We start from the raw sequence: 16,271 nt of genomic DNA on the forward strand, positions 1-16,271 counted from the left end.
TTAGTCATTCTAAATCAAATAAATTTAACGATGTTAGTGGGTATCGAGATAGCTCTGAGTGGGAAAGAACTTAATCAATTTGGTATTAAAGGGGCTTTTATCGTTAAAAACAAAAAAGCGCCCTGCGGCGCTTTTTTAAAATGAGATTATTTACATCATTTATGAACTTAGTTACATGTTCATAAGTCAACTAGATTAGTTATGACGTTGTGCTTTCTCAGGACGACGGTTTGAACGTTGCTGGCTAACAACAGCTTCATTTGACGTTGTAATAGCAAGTGGTTGACGACGAACACGTACACCTTTTAATTGGTTAAATAAGTCTGCTGGGATACCTTTAGGTAACTGCACAAAACTATGTTTGTCGTGTAAGTTAATTGCACCGATATAGCTACTATCAAGTGAAATTTCGTTAGCGATAGCGCCAACAATATCACCTGGACGTGCGCCATGCTCTTTACCTACTTCTAGGCGGTAAGTCTGCCAATCAACATCTTCACGTGCTACTTTCGCTTTGCGTGGTTTGTCATCACGGTTGTTACGACCTTCACTGCGAGCATCACGACCTGCGCCACGACTATCATTACGAGAGTCTCTACGGTTGTCATTACCACGGCTGTTGCGATCACCACGGTCGTTTCTGTCGTTACGTTCACGCGTTTCACGACGTGGTTTTGGATCTTCTTTCGGTTGAAGTGGTTGCTTCATTTGCTTTTGGAAAAGGAAAGCAGCAGCAAGATCAAGCATTGATACTTCAGACTCCGCAGCCATACCTTCAACAATTTCACGCATACTTGTAATGTCTTTATCGCTAATGATACTAGCAACTTCAAGACGAGTACGTTCAATACGGATTTTACCAATTTCTTGAATATTCGGTAATTGGTAATCAAGTACTGTACCTGAGGTTAAACGCTCATAATGACGCAGTGAGTACATTTCACGAGGACGTACGAAAGCAATTGACATACCTTCACGACCTGCACGACCAGTACGGCCAATACGGTGAACATAAGCTTCATTATCACCAGGTAAGTCATAGTTAATTACTAATGAAATACGTGGAATATCTAAACCACGAGCTACAACATCAGTTGCTACTAAAATAGATGATTTGCCTGATTTCATTTGATCAATACAACGTTCACGTTGTGCTTGGTTCATGTCACCATTAAGGGCAAGTGCCGGATAACCAGCACGCTCTAACTTTTCAGCAATATCAACAGTGTCGTTACGAGTACGTACAAAGATAATCATTGCATCGTATTCAACTACTTCAGCAATACGCTCTAAAGCTGTCATTTTAGTAATGCCAGTAACTTTCCACGCGTATTGAGTAATGTTTGCTTTAGCTTTTTTAACAGCTTCAATTTTAATATGCTCAGGATCTTTTAAGAACTTGTTAGCAATTTTACGAATCGCTGGTGGCATAGTTGCTGAGAATAAACACATTTGTGCAGTTTTAGGCAAGTGATCCAATATCCATTGAATATCTTCTAAAAAGCCCATGTTTAACATTTCGTCAGCTTCATCTAATACACATACGCGTAAATCATCTAGCTTAAGACTTTTGCGACGTAAGTGGTCCATTAAACGACCTGGTGTACCAACAACTACTTGCGCGCCGCGCTCTAATTGTTGAAATTGTGGTCCGTAAGATTGACCACCGTATAATGTAGCAACACGTAAGCCAGGCATATCTTTACCAAAAGACTCTATTGCTTCAGCAACTTGCATTGCTAATTCACGCGTAGGCGCTAAAACCATTAATTGTGGCTTTTTAATTGATGTATCTACTTTGGCAAGACCAGGTAAACCAAAGGCAGCTGTTTTACCAGTACCCGTTTGTGCTTCACCTAATACATCTTTACCCGCAAGTAAAGGTGGGATAGTTTTTGCTTGAATGTCAGTAGCAGAGCTAAAGCCAATAGAAAGAACAGCAGATAATAAGTTTTCAGGTAAACCTAAAGAGGCGAATTCTACAGGTTGAATTTCAGTGTTTTTGTCAGTCATAAATAATTTTCATCTTCTCAAGGCAGGCACATTACTTGAGCATAATTACGGGAATGTAATTATAAAAATCAATAACCAAGCTACCGCCAGCTAACAATAGATTTGTTAACTTACAGTACTTAATATTGCTAGCAATAGCGTTTGATTTAAATTGCTAAGTCTTAACCTGCGTAAATAGTTACGAGGAAACCACCAGGAAGACTTTAGGCACATAGCGTTCGTTGACACTATATTTCTTGCTAACTCTAGGAGTGAATCAGCTGGGCAAGTCTATTGGGCGGTAAAACCCCACTCATCTCGATACTCTTATACATCCATTGAACTAAGTTATTTCTAAGCTAGTTGGTATAAGTAAGTCGTCTACTATAGCGTTACATGTTATGCACACATACATAACGTATATACATACTGCATATGCTGCACTTTATAGCACTAAATAAGGTAAATAAGCGTTTAATGCTTACCCTGTTATCGAGGCGCGCATTATACAGGGGTTAAGGTTAATAGCAAGCGCTTTATAAAATAACATCTTGATAAAGGTTGGCGTACTTTAGCTTATGGGAGTTAAATAAAAATTTTCTCAACGACTCTCTGCCCTGTTGTATATCTTTAAATTTAGCGGCAACAACATTATTTTCATGTCGCACTAAATCAAGCTCTAATTTAAGTGGAGTATCGCCTGCTAGACTCATTTCAAAAGTAGATTGGAGTAAATCTAAAGCATTCCCTTTAAAACTTGGCATGCTCAGAGTTAAGCCAGTTGCCGATAGTGATAATACTTCAATTTTTTGTTCACTAAAAACATCAATTAGGGCTACATCTTTAGGGGTATCTACTCGCCAACTACGTTCAATACCTTGTACATCAATTATTTCAGGTGTACCTAATTTAGGTAAAAAATCACCTTTTCCCGTAAATGATAAAGCAACAGGAAACCATAACTGATAATGACTAATTTCGGCGAGCAATGTTAACTTACTTTCAACTAACACTTGGCGTAAATACGGAGGTACATTAGTTTCCACGCGCAATTTTTGACGTGTAATACGAGGCTGTTTACCTGAGTCATCAGCCTGATCATCTTTTAACTGACCTTCTGCTGATGTTTCGGTAAAAATATTGCTGAAAAAGTCTAACTCTTCCGACGAAAATTGCATTTTAGCTTCAACCATATGTTATTTTTATGTAAAGACAATATCAAAAACAAAACTAAAGTGCAATAATTGAACGGTTAACGACTATTTTTTATATAAATGTAATATATTATCAACACACTACGATAACTATTCTTCATCGCCATTAAGTATATCGGCAAAATTTTCTAATTTGACTAATGCTAATCCGTGAATTGATTTACGTGGATAACGGCCTGTTTTACTCATTTTTCCTGCATCTACGTTCATTAATAATTCAAGCGCTTGATCTATGGTTTCAACAGCATGAATAACAAATTCACCACGAGATACCGCATCAATAACCTCATCATTAAGCATTAGGTTAATCACGTTAGTTTTAGGGATAATAACGCCTTGCTTGCCGGTTAATCCTTTGTCTAAACATAGTTGAAAGAAGCCTTCAATTTTTTCATTCACTCCACCAATAGATTGCACTTCACCGTGTTGGTTTATTGAACCTGTTATCGCAAGGCTTTGATCGATTGGTAATAAGGTAATCGCTGAGATAAGCGCACAAAGTTCTGCCATTGACGCGCTATCACCATCGATATGCCCATAAGATTGTTCAATAGCAATGTTCGCAGAAATACTTACTGGGAATGTTTGTCCGTATTTATGGCCTAAATACCCAGTTAATAGTAATACACCTTTTGAGTGAATAGATTTACCTAAATCAACCTCTCGTTCAATATCGGTAACGCCTTCACTACCGGCATACACTGTTGCAGTTATGCGTGCAGGAGTACCAAATACACTGTCACCTATTTCAAGTACTGTTAAGCCGTTTACTTTACCTACAAATTTACCTTCGGTATTAATTAATACTTGTTGCTCTTTAATTTCACTAAGCCAAGTTTCACTTAATCGTCCAACACGACGTTTTTTAGCAGCCTGTGCTAATGCGATATGCTCTGCGGTTAATAGCCCTTCGCCTCCTTGTTGCTGCCAGCAATAATTAGCTTCATCTAGCAAATCGTTAACTTGTACTATGTTGGCTGAAACCTTATGTTTGTGTTCACCACGTCGCAGTGCATAGCGTACTAATTCTAATACAGCGTCGTCACTTACTGGTGGGTAATTATATTGCTCAGCGCGTTGTCTTATTAATTGACCAAACGCTATAAGGTTGTCGTCGGTTTTATCAAGATGGCGATCAAAGTCTGCTAGTACTCTAAATAATTCTGTAAACTCTTGATCATAGTCTTGTAGGGTATAGTAAATTTCTGCATCACCCAGTAATACTACTTTTACTTGTAACGGAATTTTTTCCGGCTGCAAGCTATAACCACTTGGTTGACTAAATTCTGAATAAGGGTTTTCAATGGTAATTTGCTGGGTTTTTAAAGCGAGTTTTAAGCGTGACCATATCATTGGTTGACTCAATACTTTTTCCGCATCTAATAATATATAGCCGCCATTAGCTTTGTGTAACGCACCAGGTCTTATTAAACGATAACTGGTATAGCTACTACCTTGAAAACTGGCAAAATCATTATGCCCAAATAAATTTTGATAGGTTGGGTTTTGTTCATAAACTACTGGTGCGCCTTGGGCAAGGTCTCTTGGTACCAATAAGTTAGGTAAGAAACGTTCAACCATTAATTTACGTAATTCTCTGTCGGTTGGTGCGTCATCCGATTCTGTGATTAAAATCTCTAAAACCGCTTCAACCACATGGTTTTTAACTGTGCCTAAATATTTTAAAACCCCTGCATTATTTTTAAACTCTTTTTCTAATTCAGTTAAATACGGTTTAATGGCTTGTTCGGCGGTTTCATTTTTTAATTTTTTCAGTTGCTCGAAGGACAAGCGTTTCCACTGCGGTAACTCTAATAACTGTTCAGTTAAGACAATCTCTAGTTCGGTGATCAGTTGATAAAAGCTTGCTCGAGCAGTGTCATCAAGATTAGCTAACTCTTTTTCGCTTAACGGTTTACCGTCAACTAAAGGTGAAAAACCTACTTCACCATTTTCTTCAAATAAAACAACATTTTCTTTTAACGCTATTTCTTCAACAACACTAATAGCTTGATCGTATTTTTGATTAAACTCTCTATCAATCGCCGACTTTTTACGTTGGTAGCCTGGGTTATCAAACACATCAGGAAATAAGCTAATTAAGCCATCAATAAACTTATTCATACTAGTAAGTAGTGCTTTGCCCTCACCCGGTCTTACCGATAATGTTAACGGAATATGGCTTTCATCAAAATTATTGGTATAACACCATTCATCAGGTGCTGGTTTTTCCTTGGCAAGTGCGTTTAACATCTGCTTAATCAGGGTTTGTCGCCCAGTACCATGCTCGCCCATAGCAAAAACATTAAAACCAATGGCAGACATAGACAAGCCAAAATTCAATGCCTCTTTTGCTCTTTCATGACCAACAAAACTTTGAGTGTTCGACCCATTAACGTTACTGACTGTTTTTTTATTGTGAGAAAATAATGAAGCGGATAAAGAAGAAGTGAGTTCATCAACACCCAAACGGGTTTGTTCAGTTAAGCCGGTAGACGTTTTAGTCATGTAAATCCTTTATAGGGAGTAATTGAAAAGTGATCAAATTACAGAATGTTAGCAATTGGAGCGAGTACTTATAACCGTTATAATTAAAGATACAAAATTCAGCTATATATAGTTAGAGAAACACCTTTAGACAAAGCGTTTCTGAACCAGACCTTGGTAAGGCTGAAACGAGCATTTTCAAGTGGAACGAATATAATTATTTTTTGCTAGTGTACTCGCTAACATTTTGGCTAACAAGTTGATTTTATGTTTTCAATATTAGGGTTTAAGTGGTAAACGAATAAAGTCAGTTGCGCCACAATTGGCACAAGTTCCAATTTCGCTAAAGTGAGTTATGGTTAACTTTTCATCGCATTGTTCGCACTGCAATTCACCAAAACCAATATAATCACCGCTTTTATAAACACCATCATGATTAAAGTCATCAACGAGTTCTGCCCATTCAACTTGTGACTTATCAGTTAATTTACCTAAGTTCTCCCACAGCGCTTCATTTAATAAACCTAAATACACTGAATGTTTTGCTTGGCTTTTATTAAGTTGATAAAAGTCATGTAAATCATATTTCAAGTTATCAGTAAATTGTTGTAACTTTTCTTCAGTCATTGCCTCTGCAGCGCCTGCGTATAACTTAGCTTGTTTAATAAATTCATCAATATTTGGTTTTTGTTGAACTTTAACTTCAGTTAACCAAGTATTGAGCTTTTGATATATATCCGCAAAGTAATCATTTTGTTGTGGCATTAGTATTCCTTCTCAAGTTCATTGATTCGTTAAGTTAAATCATATAGCTAATTTATATAGGTAACTATAGATCTAACCTAGGTATAACCCTAGGAAAATTTCAAAGTTATACTTGTTGTTACCCCGATAGATAAGGTATTCTACTGCGATAATCTCACATCGATTTACTCGCAATTTTTGCTAGCTATTTTACTTTAGGTACTTCAGCGTAATGATAAATCGGTAACACCCCAAAAGTATTAGAGAAATCCTTAATGGAAGCCATTTATAATCCCCAATCAATAGAAGCCACAGTACAAAAATTTTGGACTGATAACAATACCTTTCAAGCTGTTGAAAACCCAGACAAAGAAAAATTTTACTGTCTAGCTATGTTTCCTTACCCAAGTGGTCGTTTACACATGGGTCACGTACGTAACTACAGCTTAGGTGATGTAATTTCTCGCTACCAACGTATGCAAGGCAAAAATGTTATGCAACCTATGGGTTGGGATGCGTTTGGTTTGCCTGCTGAAAACGCAGCAATTAAAAACAAAACAGCGCCAGGTAAATGGACTTATGAAAATATTGATTACATGCGTAATCAATTACAATTATTAGGTTTTGGTTATGATTGGGGGCGTGAATTAGCGACCTGTAAACCTGATTACTATCGTTGGGAACAATGGTTTTTCACTCAGCTTTTCGAAAAAGGCTTAGTGTATAAAAAGAATGCCACGGTAAACTGGGATCCGGTTGATCAAACTGTTTTAGCTAACGAGCAAGTAATTGACGGTAAAGGTTGGAGATCAGGCGCTATTGTAGAACGTAAAGAAATTCCTCAATGGTTTATTAAAATTACTGATTACGCCGAAGAATTACTTGACGATTTAGACAAACTGGACGAATGGCCAGAGCAAGTAAAAACCATGCAACGTAACTGGATTGGTCGCTCGCAAGGTGTTGAGATGACTTTTGAAGTTAGCGATTCAAATGAAAGTTTTGATATTTATACCACTCGCCCTGATACTTTAATGGGTGTTACTTATGTAGCACTTGCCGCACAACATCCTCTAGCGTTAGCTGCAGCAAAAGATAACAGTGAACTTGCGGCTTTTATTGATGAGTGTAAAAACAGCAAAACCACTGAAGCTGACATGGCGACAATGGAAAAGAAAGGTGTTGATACTGGTCTTAAAGCTATTCACCCACTAACAGGTAAATTAGTGCCAGTATGGGCAGCTAACTTTGTATTAATGGATTATGGCTCTGGCGCGGTTATGTCGGTGCCAGCTCATGATCAACGTGATTACGAATTTGCTCTTAAATATGGTTTAGATATTGAGCAAGTTATTGCAGGTACTGAGGCTGACGATATTAGCAAAGCAGCAATTACCGAAAAGTCTACGTTAATTAACTCAGGTGAATTTGACGGTTTAGATTTCGAACAAGCATTTACGGCTATCAGTGAAAAACTTACTAGTGAAGGTAAAGGTAAAGTAACCACTAATTATCGCCTGCGCGATTGGGGGGTTTCTCGTCAACGTTACTGGGGTACGCCAATTCCAATGGTGAACCTAGCTAATGGCGAGTCTGTTCCTGTACCAGAAAATGAATTACCGGTAGTTTTACCAGAAGATGTGGTAATGAACGGTACAACATCACCTATTAAAGACGATCCTGAATGGGCAAAAACCACTTATAACGGTGAAGACGCATTACGTGAAACTGATACTTTCGATACTTTTATGGAGTCTTCTTGGTATTACGCGCGTTACTGTTCACCAAACGATGATACACAAATGCTTGATCCCGCTAAAGCCAATTATTGGCTACCGGTTGATCAATACATTGGTGGTATTGAGCACGCTATTTTACATTTACTTTATTCCCGCTTTTTCCATAAATTATTACGTGATGTAGGTTTAGTTGATTGTGACGAACCATTTAAAAAACTTTTATGTCAAGGCATGGTATTAGCTGAAACATATTACCGCCAAGCAGATAACGGCGCTGAAGAATGGATTGCACCAAGTGATGTAACGGTTGAACGTGACGAAAAAGGTAATATCACTTCTTCTATTAGTAAAATTGACGGCTTACCAGTGCTATCTGCTGGGATGAGCAAAATGTCAAAATCTAAAGCAAATGGTATTGACCCACAAGAGGTTATTGAAAAGTACGGCGCTGATACAGTACGTTTATTTATCATGTTTACTTCACCACCAGAGCAAACCTTAGAATGGTCTGATGCGGGTGTTGAAGGTGCACACCGTTTTGTTAAACGTGTTTATAAATTAGTACATGACTTTGTTGAAAGCACTAACAATGAAACGATTCCTAACATTAGCGATGTGACATTAAACAGCGATCAGAAAAAACTACGTCGTGAGTTACACAAAACCATTGCCAAAGTAACCGATGATATAGGTCGACGTAATACGTTTAACACCGCAATTGCTGCCGTGATGGAATTAATGAATCACTTAAGTAAAGCTAAGTTAAATAGCGATGAAGATAAAGCGGTAATGCAAGAAGCAATTCGCGCGGTTGTGTTAATGCTTACTCCTATTACTCCGCATTTATGTCATCACTTATGGCAAATAGTGGGTGGTAGTGAGTTAAGTGTTGAAGATGCAAGCTGGCCTGTTGTTGATGAAAGTGCATTAGTTGAAGATGAGAAATTAATTATTGTGCAAGTTAACGGTAAGTTACGTGCAAAAATCACGGTTGCTGCTGACGCAAGTAAAGACGATGTTGAGGCGTTAGGTTTAAATGATGAAAACGTATTGAAATTTACCGACGGTAATACCATACGCAAAGTAATCTATGTACCTGGCAAGTTACTTAATATTGTTGCTAACTAAGTTATGTTTAACTCTGTAACTAGGATCAGCGTGACTAGAATAAAAAAAGTACTTAAGGGCTTAACTTTTAAAAGTTTAGCTCTTGCCCTACTGACCACAAGCTTATTAAGCGCTTGTGGTTTTCAGTTACGTGGCGATTATTTACTCGATGATGACTTACAATCACTTTACGTAACCTCAAGTGATGTACATGGTGAATTGACACGCCTTGTGAAGCTAAGTTTAACTAACAACCAAGTTAACGTATTAAAGCACTCTAAAACAGGTATACCTGAATTACGCATTGTTTCTGATAAACTCGACAGACGTACTTTGTCATTATTCTCTAACGGTCAAGTTGCTGAGTATGAATTGATATATGCTGTGCATTATCAAGTACGTTTTCCTGAACAAGATGCTCGTGACTTTCGCTTCGAACTTTATCGCGATTATCAAGACGATCCAAACCTTGCTCTAGCAAAAAGTAGAGAGTTATCGTTATTATTAAGTGAAATGCGAACCTCAGCTGCAGATAAAATATTACGCGATTTATCAAGAATACAGCGTAACTAATTATTAGTTAAACAGATTCGTTCTGAATAAGTCAAAGTTAAACCGGGCCGTTCTGAACAGGTCATAAAGTTAAACAGTTTAAAGTTAAACAATTTAAAGTTAAACAAATCAAAGGTTCAGCATGAAGATTTACCATAACCAACTAAGCAATACCCTACGACAAGGTTTCAAACCTGTTTGGTTGGTTTTTGGTGATGAGCCTTGGCAAAAAAATAATAGTTTAAGCGCCATTAAAAACCATGCAAAAAGCATTGGCTTTAGTGAAGTTATACGCCTTAGTACAGAAACCAGTTTTGACTGGCAATCAATCATTGATGAATATCAATCGTTAAGTTTGTTTGCTAGCCAACGTATTATTGAAATTGAGTTAACCAGTATTAAGGTAGGTGATGTTGGCAATAAGGCGCTACTTGCACTTGCCGAACGTTTAAGTAACGATATTAACAGCGGTCATGCTCCGCAAGATGTTATTTTTATTTTTCATGGCGGTAAACTAGATGGCCCTAGCGCTAATAGAAAATGGTTTAAAAGCTTAACCGAATTAGGCTGTTATCTCCCTTTATATGACATTGAACTTAAATCAATGCCGCAATGGTTAAATAACCAAGCCAGACAATTACAGCTCAATATATCTCCTGATCTCAATGCATTACTTATTGAATTATTTGAAGGTAATTTACTTGCTCTTGAGCAAGAATTACAAAAACTTGTACTATTGTTTGGCTCACAACACATCAGCATTGAAGATGCTGAAAGCATAATTCTCAAACAAGCAAAATTTAATCCCTTTCAAGTCATTGATGCATTATTGCTTGGCGATTGCGCTAAATGTATAACCATGCTCGATCAGCTTCAACAAGAAGGCATGGTACCGGCTAAACTAATATGGGTATTTCATAAAGAAATTACTCAGCTTTACGCCATGTTAACGCAATTATCACAGGGTGAAAGTATTACCCAAGTGTATAAACAGTACCGCATTTGGGATAAACGAAAGCCTTTATATCAACATGCATTAACCCACATAACATTAGCCAATGTAAAAATTGCGATGATGCGTATTGCCGATATTGATTTATTAAGTAAAACTAGCAGCGAATTTAATATTTTTATTTTATTAGCTGATTTGTGCATCAGCCTATATCATGGTGAAAAAACGGCCCCCCTTAGCCTTAACTATGGCTGATTTCATCTATGAACATTAAAACACATTTTAGAGCAACACCAATGAGAGTTGCACCAATACTTAGTAGCTCTCATTCTAGAGCAACAACATTTAAAGCAAGTATTAATAAAAGTAAAAAACGCGGATTAGGTATATTAGGCGGAAGTTTTGATCCTATTCACCTTGGTCACACGCAATCAGCACAAGCAGTTGCTAAAGAGTTAGCATTAAGTGAAGTGTTGTTAATTCCAGCCTATATTTCTCCCCTTAAAACAACCCCTGATCTTGTTCCTCATGCAAGTGCAAAACAACGTGCTGAGATGGTAGAGATGGCTTGTCAGAGCAACGAGTTATTTAGTTGCGACACGCAAGAGTTATCGCGTGCAGGGCATTCATATACCGTTGATACGCTTAAGGCATTAAAAGAATCTCACCCAAATCATATTCTGTATTTTATTATTGGCATGGATTCTTTAATTACTTTTACTCAGTGGCAGGACTACCAACAAATATTGACCTTATGTCATTTAGTAGTGAATACTCGACCAGAACATGATTTAAGCCAGCTAGATAACCACACTAAAAAACTGCTCAGCCAACATCAAATTAACGACAAAGAAGTGTTATCAACACTAGACTCAGGTAAGATATTTTTTGCCGATCCAGTTTATTACGACATATCTTCGACCCAAATCCGTCAGCGAATTGCCCAACAGCAAAGCTGTGAGAAACTACTTACACCAATAATTACAGATTATATAAAGAAAAATAACCTTTACCGTTAACCCTTGGCTTAAAAAGTGTTAATATTGCAGTAATTATTTAATGTAGCTCACTTAAGAGCCCATCCAAGTTACGATTAACGATAGGAATAACACCTTGCAAACTGAACAACTTAAAGCATTTGTCATAGAACAACTTGAAAACATGAAAGGCAGAGATATCATTACGCTTAACATTGGCGAAAAAGCAAGCTTTGCTGATTACATGATCATCTGTTCAGGTAATTCAAATCGTCATGTAAAATCTATCGCCCAAGCTGTCGCTATTGAATGTCGCGCTCAAGGTGTTGAACCTCGTGGTATGGAAGGTAACGATGTGGGTGAATGGGCTTTAGTCGATTTAATCGATATCATTGTTCATGTAATGACTGATGAACAACGCGATAAGTACAACCTTGAACAACTTTGGGCTGAATAAACTGACATTATAAGTTACTTATTCAAACGAATTACCCGTAGGTTTTAGATAAATAACGTTATCTTTTCGTTATTTATCGCCTGCGATGGTTAATGACTAATCGTTCCCTCTCTATAATAATTGCTTTAGTTAATGCCTGCTTGGATTTAAAACAGCTTTAAAAAATCAATATATCTACAAATTAGTGCTAGTAATTGCCACTATAAACTTGCTTTAATAAGCCTAGATAAAAATAAACCTATAAATCTTACTCATGACCATAACTTTAATAGCAAATAGTGATTTATGAAACTTACCTTATATGCCGTAGGTAGCAAAATGCCTGCCTGGGTTAGTCAAGGGTTTGCTGAATACAGTCGCCGTTTTCCACGTGATTTAAGTTTTCACCTTGTTGAGATCCCTGCTGGAAAACGTGGTAAAAATGCCGATATTAGCCGAATATTAGCTAAAGAAGGCGAGTTACTCCTAGCTGCCATCCCTAAAGGAAATCGCATTGTAACCCTTGAGGTAGAAGGTCAGGCTTGGACAACACCAAAACTTGCTAAACAACTTGAAAGCTGGCAACTTGACGGCAGAGATGTAGCGTTACTCGTTGGCGGCCCTGAAGGTTTAGCACCAGCGTGTATTGAAGCATCTGAGCAAAAGTGGTCATTATCAGCATTAACTCTGCCGCACCCTATGGTAAGAGTACTTATAGCCGAGAGCTTATATCGTGCTTGGAGTGTCAATACTAACCATCCATACCATAGAGAATAGCGTTGTTAATGATGATGTTAACTATGTTTTTGAACAATAATTTAACTTTTAATAGCGAGCGCTAATGACTAAGCGTCGCGTTGCTATTCGAAACCAATCCGCTGAAGCAAACCTCTTTGCTCGACGCACTTTTATTGCCTTTTTTGGCGTTGTGCTTATTATATTATTATTGTTAGGTAATATTTATACTTTGCAAGTCGAGTCATTCGAAAAATATAAAACACGCTCTAATTCCAATCGTATTAAACTCGTAGCCGTTGCGCCTAACCGTGGATTAATATTTGATAGAAATGGTATATTACTCGCGGATAACAAACCTGTATATAGCTTAGAAGTTATCGCCGAAGATGTCGATGATCTCAAAACTAGTGTTGATGAAGTAAGCTTATTACTTGATATTACTCCTGAGCGTAAAGAAAGATTTTTTAAAGAGTTAAAAAGCGAGCGTCGCTTCAAACCGGTAGAGCTACACTCACGTTTAAGTGATCAACAAGTGGCTTTATTTTCAGTTAATCAACATAAGTTTCCTGGTATTTTCGTTAACGCACGATTAAAGCGTTATTATCCATTTTCTGATTTAACTACGCATAATCTTGGTTATGTGGCACGAATCAATAAAAGAGACACTAATAAACTCGCATTAGAAGGCAAGCTAGACAACTATGCTGCAACCTATGGTATTGGTAGATTAGGCATTGAGCGTTATTATGAAGATATGCTGCACGGTTTTATTGGCCATCAAGAAGTCGAAATAAATAACCAAGGTCGCGTTATTCGAACCTTAGATTATACCCCGCCAATTCCAGGTAAAGATCTGACGTTAACCTTAGATATAGAACTGCAAATGATTGCCAAACGAGCATTGTCTGGTCATCGCGGGGCAATTGTTGCGATGGACCCTCGCAGCGGTGAAATTTTAGCCATGTATTCAAATCCAAGTTACGACGGTAATTTATTTGTGCACGGTATCAGTAGCAAAAATTATAAAAAATTACTTAACTCGAGCGATTTACCGTTAATTAACCGTAGTGTGCAAGGTTATCCGCCCGCCTCTACCGTTAAACCTTTTCTTGCGTTAACCGGTTTAGAAGAAAAAGTGATCACGCCCGAGACAGAAATATACGATCCTGGCTGGTATCAACTTGAAGGTTTGCCAAATAAATACCGTGATTGGAAACGATGGGGTCATGGCAAAGTTAATTTAACTAAAGCTATTGAGCAGTCTTGTAACATTTATTTTTATGATCTCGCCTTTAAATTAGGCATCACTAAAATCAGTAATATGATGGAACAATTCGGTTTTGGTGATTATACCGGTATTGATATTCATGAAGAAAGTAAGGCTATTATGCCAAGCGTTGCTTGGAAACGTGAGCGCTACAACAAATCTTGGTATACGGGTGAAACATTATCTGTAGGTATTGGTCAAAGTTATTGGACAGTAACACCACTGCAATTAGCACAAGCACTAACAACCTTGGTTAATCATGGTGAGCGTAAAATTCCACACTTATTAAAAGCAACCAGTGAGCTTGTAATTGAAACCGGAGGAAAAGCTTATCATCAAGTAACACCGACGGTTTATGAGCCTCGTGCCCCATTAAAACTAAATAATGATAAAAACTGGGATGTAGTCCTCAAAGCCATGCACAGTACAGTACAAAATGTAGGTGCTACAGCACATACGCCTTTTAAAGGGACAAAGTATGATGCTTCAGGTAAAACGGGATCTGCGCAAGTTGCAGGTATTAAACAAGATGAAGAGTACGATGCTCAAACGCGAAGTGAGAACAAACGAGATAACGCCATGTTTATCGCATTCGCCCCTTATAACAATCCTGAAATTGTTGTTGCTGTTGCTATTGAAAACGTAGAAAAAGGTGGTGGTGCAACTAATGCTGCACCTGTTGCCAGACAAATTATGGATCAGTATTTTGGCAACAGAGACATACAAGCCGAAATAAAAACAGCGAAATTACAAGCAACAACTAAGACTAAGCTTGATGCGAAAACTAAAGCTATAACCACTAATAACATTTCATCGTACGAGGCTGATTAATGCGCAGTAGCGGACAAGACCATCAAAAAGTGCACTCTATCTGGCAACGCCTGCATATTGATGTGCCGTTATTATTAGGCATATTAACCTTATTAGGCTTAGGTTTGTTTTTGGTTTACAGTGCTAAAGGGCAAGAAACCGCTTACGTCTATTTAAAAGCGAGAAGCATTGCCGTAGCCTTACTCGGTATGTTTATTGTCGCGCAAATACCACCATTATCCTATCGAAAATGGGCCGTACCTGTATTTGTGGTAGGCTTGTTAATGTTGTTAAGCGTATTACTTTTTGGTCATGTGGGTAAAGGCGCACAACGCTGGCTAGACTTAGGTTTTATAAAGTTTCAGCCCTCTGAGATCATGAAACTTATTGTGCCTATTATGATTGCTTGGTTTGTTAGTCAACATAACTTACCTGTAAAACTATCAACTGTAATTCAAGCCTTTATTTTGGTGTTATTGCCCACCCTATTAATAGCTAAACAACCTGATTTAGGAACATCTCTGCTTATTGCTAGCTCAGGTATTTTTGTTATATTTTTAGCAGGGGCTAGTTGGAAGCTTATTGCGGTTTGTCTTGGCTTAACCTCTGCATTTATCCCGATTTTGTGGATGTTTTTGATGAAGCCTTATCAAAAGCAACGTGTACTCACCTTTTTAAATCCTGAACAAGATCCCCTTGGCTCTGGCTACCATATTATACAATCTAAAATAGCCATTGGCTCTGGCGGCATTGAAGGTAAAGGTTGGCTACAAGGTACGCAATCACAATTAGAGTTTTTACCTGAGCGGCATACCGACTTTATTTTTTCTGTATTTAGTGAAGAGTTTGGTTTAATAGGTGTTGCAGCTTTATTGGCTGTGTACTTATTTGTAGTAATGCGTGGTTTATGGATAGCGGTAAATGCCCAACATGCTTTTACTAAATTATTGGCTGGTAGCCTTACCCTGACCTTTTTTGTGTATGTATTTGTGAATATAGGTATGGTTTCAGGTTTATTGCCAGTTGTTGGAGTACCTTTACCTTTAGTGAGTTATGGCGGAACGTCAATGGTGACATTAATGCTAGGTTTTGGCATATTAATGGCCATAAGTACGCATCGTCGATTTCACGTTTAATTTGAAGTTATGTCTTAATTAGGTTCTTCTACTAATTTATTTAAGTTCAAGTTTTTGAAACCCGTGGGTTGGCTATAAATGTAACACTGTACACAACACCTTAAAAACATACTGAGTAAA

Annotated in this window: 12 protein-coding genes; 8 read left to right on the forward strand and 4 right to left on the reverse strand. The window is 37.7% G+C overall.

What is annotated here, in order from left to right; genetic code table 11:
* Window positions 1-195: 195 nt before the first annotated feature.
* From CWS31_RS15960 to CWS31_RS15975, 4 genes are all read right to left on the reverse strand, one after another.
* Window positions 196-2,013: a DEAD/DEAH box helicase gene (locus CWS31_RS15960; protein ID WP_101343086.1), complete on the reverse strand. Its 1,818-nt coding sequence runs from the start codon at window positions 2,011-2,013 to the stop codon at window positions 196-198.
* Between the two features lie 515 nt (window positions 2,014-2,528).
* Entirely contained in the window at window positions 2,529-3,170 is a 642-nt protein-coding gene (locus CWS31_RS15965) for a hypothetical protein (RefSeq protein WP_101343087.1), read from the reverse strand.
* Between the two features lie 126 nt (window positions 3,171-3,296).
* Window positions 3,297-5,714, reverse strand: a complete 2,418-nt coding sequence (locus tag CWS31_RS15970) for a Lon protease family protein (protein ID WP_101343088.1) — start codon at window positions 5,712-5,714, stop codon at window positions 3,297-3,299.
* Between the two features lie 258 nt (window positions 5,715-5,972).
* The gene (locus CWS31_RS15975) at window positions 5,973-6,458 is read right to left on the reverse strand and encodes a zinc ribbon-containing protein (protein WP_101343089.1); all 486 of its coding nucleotides are present in this window, start codon (window positions 6,456-6,458) and stop codon (window positions 5,973-5,975) included.
* A 254-nt stretch (window positions 6,459-6,712) separates the two neighbouring features.
* On the opposite strand from CWS31_RS15975, the gene leuS reads away from it, so the two are divergent.
* From leuS to rodA, 8 genes are all read left to right on the forward strand, one after another.
* Window positions 6,713-9,304: a leucine--tRNA ligase gene (gene leuS, locus CWS31_RS15980; RefSeq protein WP_101343090.1), complete on the forward strand. Its 2,592-nt coding sequence runs from the start codon at window positions 6,713-6,715 to the stop codon at window positions 9,302-9,304.
* Window positions 9,305-9,334: 30 nt separating this feature from the next.
* Complete coding sequence (locus tag CWS31_RS15985; protein WP_246143572.1) at window positions 9,335-9,856, forward strand: LPS-assembly lipoprotein LptE; 522 nt, start codon at window positions 9,335-9,337, stop codon at window positions 9,854-9,856.
* Between the two features lie 121 nt (window positions 9,857-9,977).
* Complete coding sequence (gene holA / locus CWS31_RS15990; protein WP_101343092.1) at window positions 9,978-11,042, forward strand: DNA polymerase III subunit delta; 1,065 nt, start codon at window positions 9,978-9,980, stop codon at window positions 11,040-11,042.
* Window positions 11,043-11,050: 8 nt separating this feature from the next.
* On the forward strand, window positions 11,051-11,806 hold the full coding sequence (gene nadD, locus CWS31_RS15995) for a nicotinate-nucleotide adenylyltransferase (RefSeq protein ID WP_246143574.1): 756 nt from the start codon (window positions 11,051-11,053) through the stop codon (window positions 11,804-11,806).
* A gap of 94 nt (window positions 11,807-11,900) precedes the next feature.
* Window positions 11,901-12,221, forward strand: coding sequence for a ribosome silencing factor (gene rsfS / locus CWS31_RS16000; protein ID WP_101343093.1), 321 nt, complete (start codon window positions 11,901-11,903; stop codon window positions 12,219-12,221).
* A 285-nt stretch (window positions 12,222-12,506) separates the two neighbouring features.
* On the forward strand, window positions 12,507-12,977 hold the full coding sequence (gene rlmH, locus CWS31_RS16005) for a 23S rRNA (pseudouridine(1915)-N(3))-methyltransferase RlmH (protein WP_101343094.1): 471 nt from the start codon (window positions 12,507-12,509) through the stop codon (window positions 12,975-12,977).
* Window positions 12,978-13,041: 64 nt separating this feature from the next.
* On the forward strand, window positions 13,042-15,036 hold the full coding sequence (mrdA, locus tag CWS31_RS16010) for a penicillin-binding protein 2 (RefSeq protein WP_101343095.1): 1,995 nt from the start codon (window positions 13,042-13,044) through the stop codon (window positions 15,034-15,036).
* Window positions 15,036-16,151 carry a rod shape-determining protein RodA gene (gene rodA, locus CWS31_RS16015; RefSeq protein ID WP_101343096.1) on the forward strand — a complete coding sequence of 372 codons (1,116 nt, stop codon included), beginning with the start codon at window positions 15,036-15,038 and terminating at the stop codon, window positions 16,149-16,151. Before mrdA ends, rodA begins: the two co-directional genes overlap by 1 nt.
* The last annotated feature ends 120 nt before the right edge of the window (window positions 16,152-16,271 follow it).

The organism is Colwellia echini (assembly GCF_002843355.2).
Lineage (GTDB): Bacteria > Pseudomonadota > Gammaproteobacteria > Enterobacterales > Alteromonadaceae > Colwellia > Colwellia echini.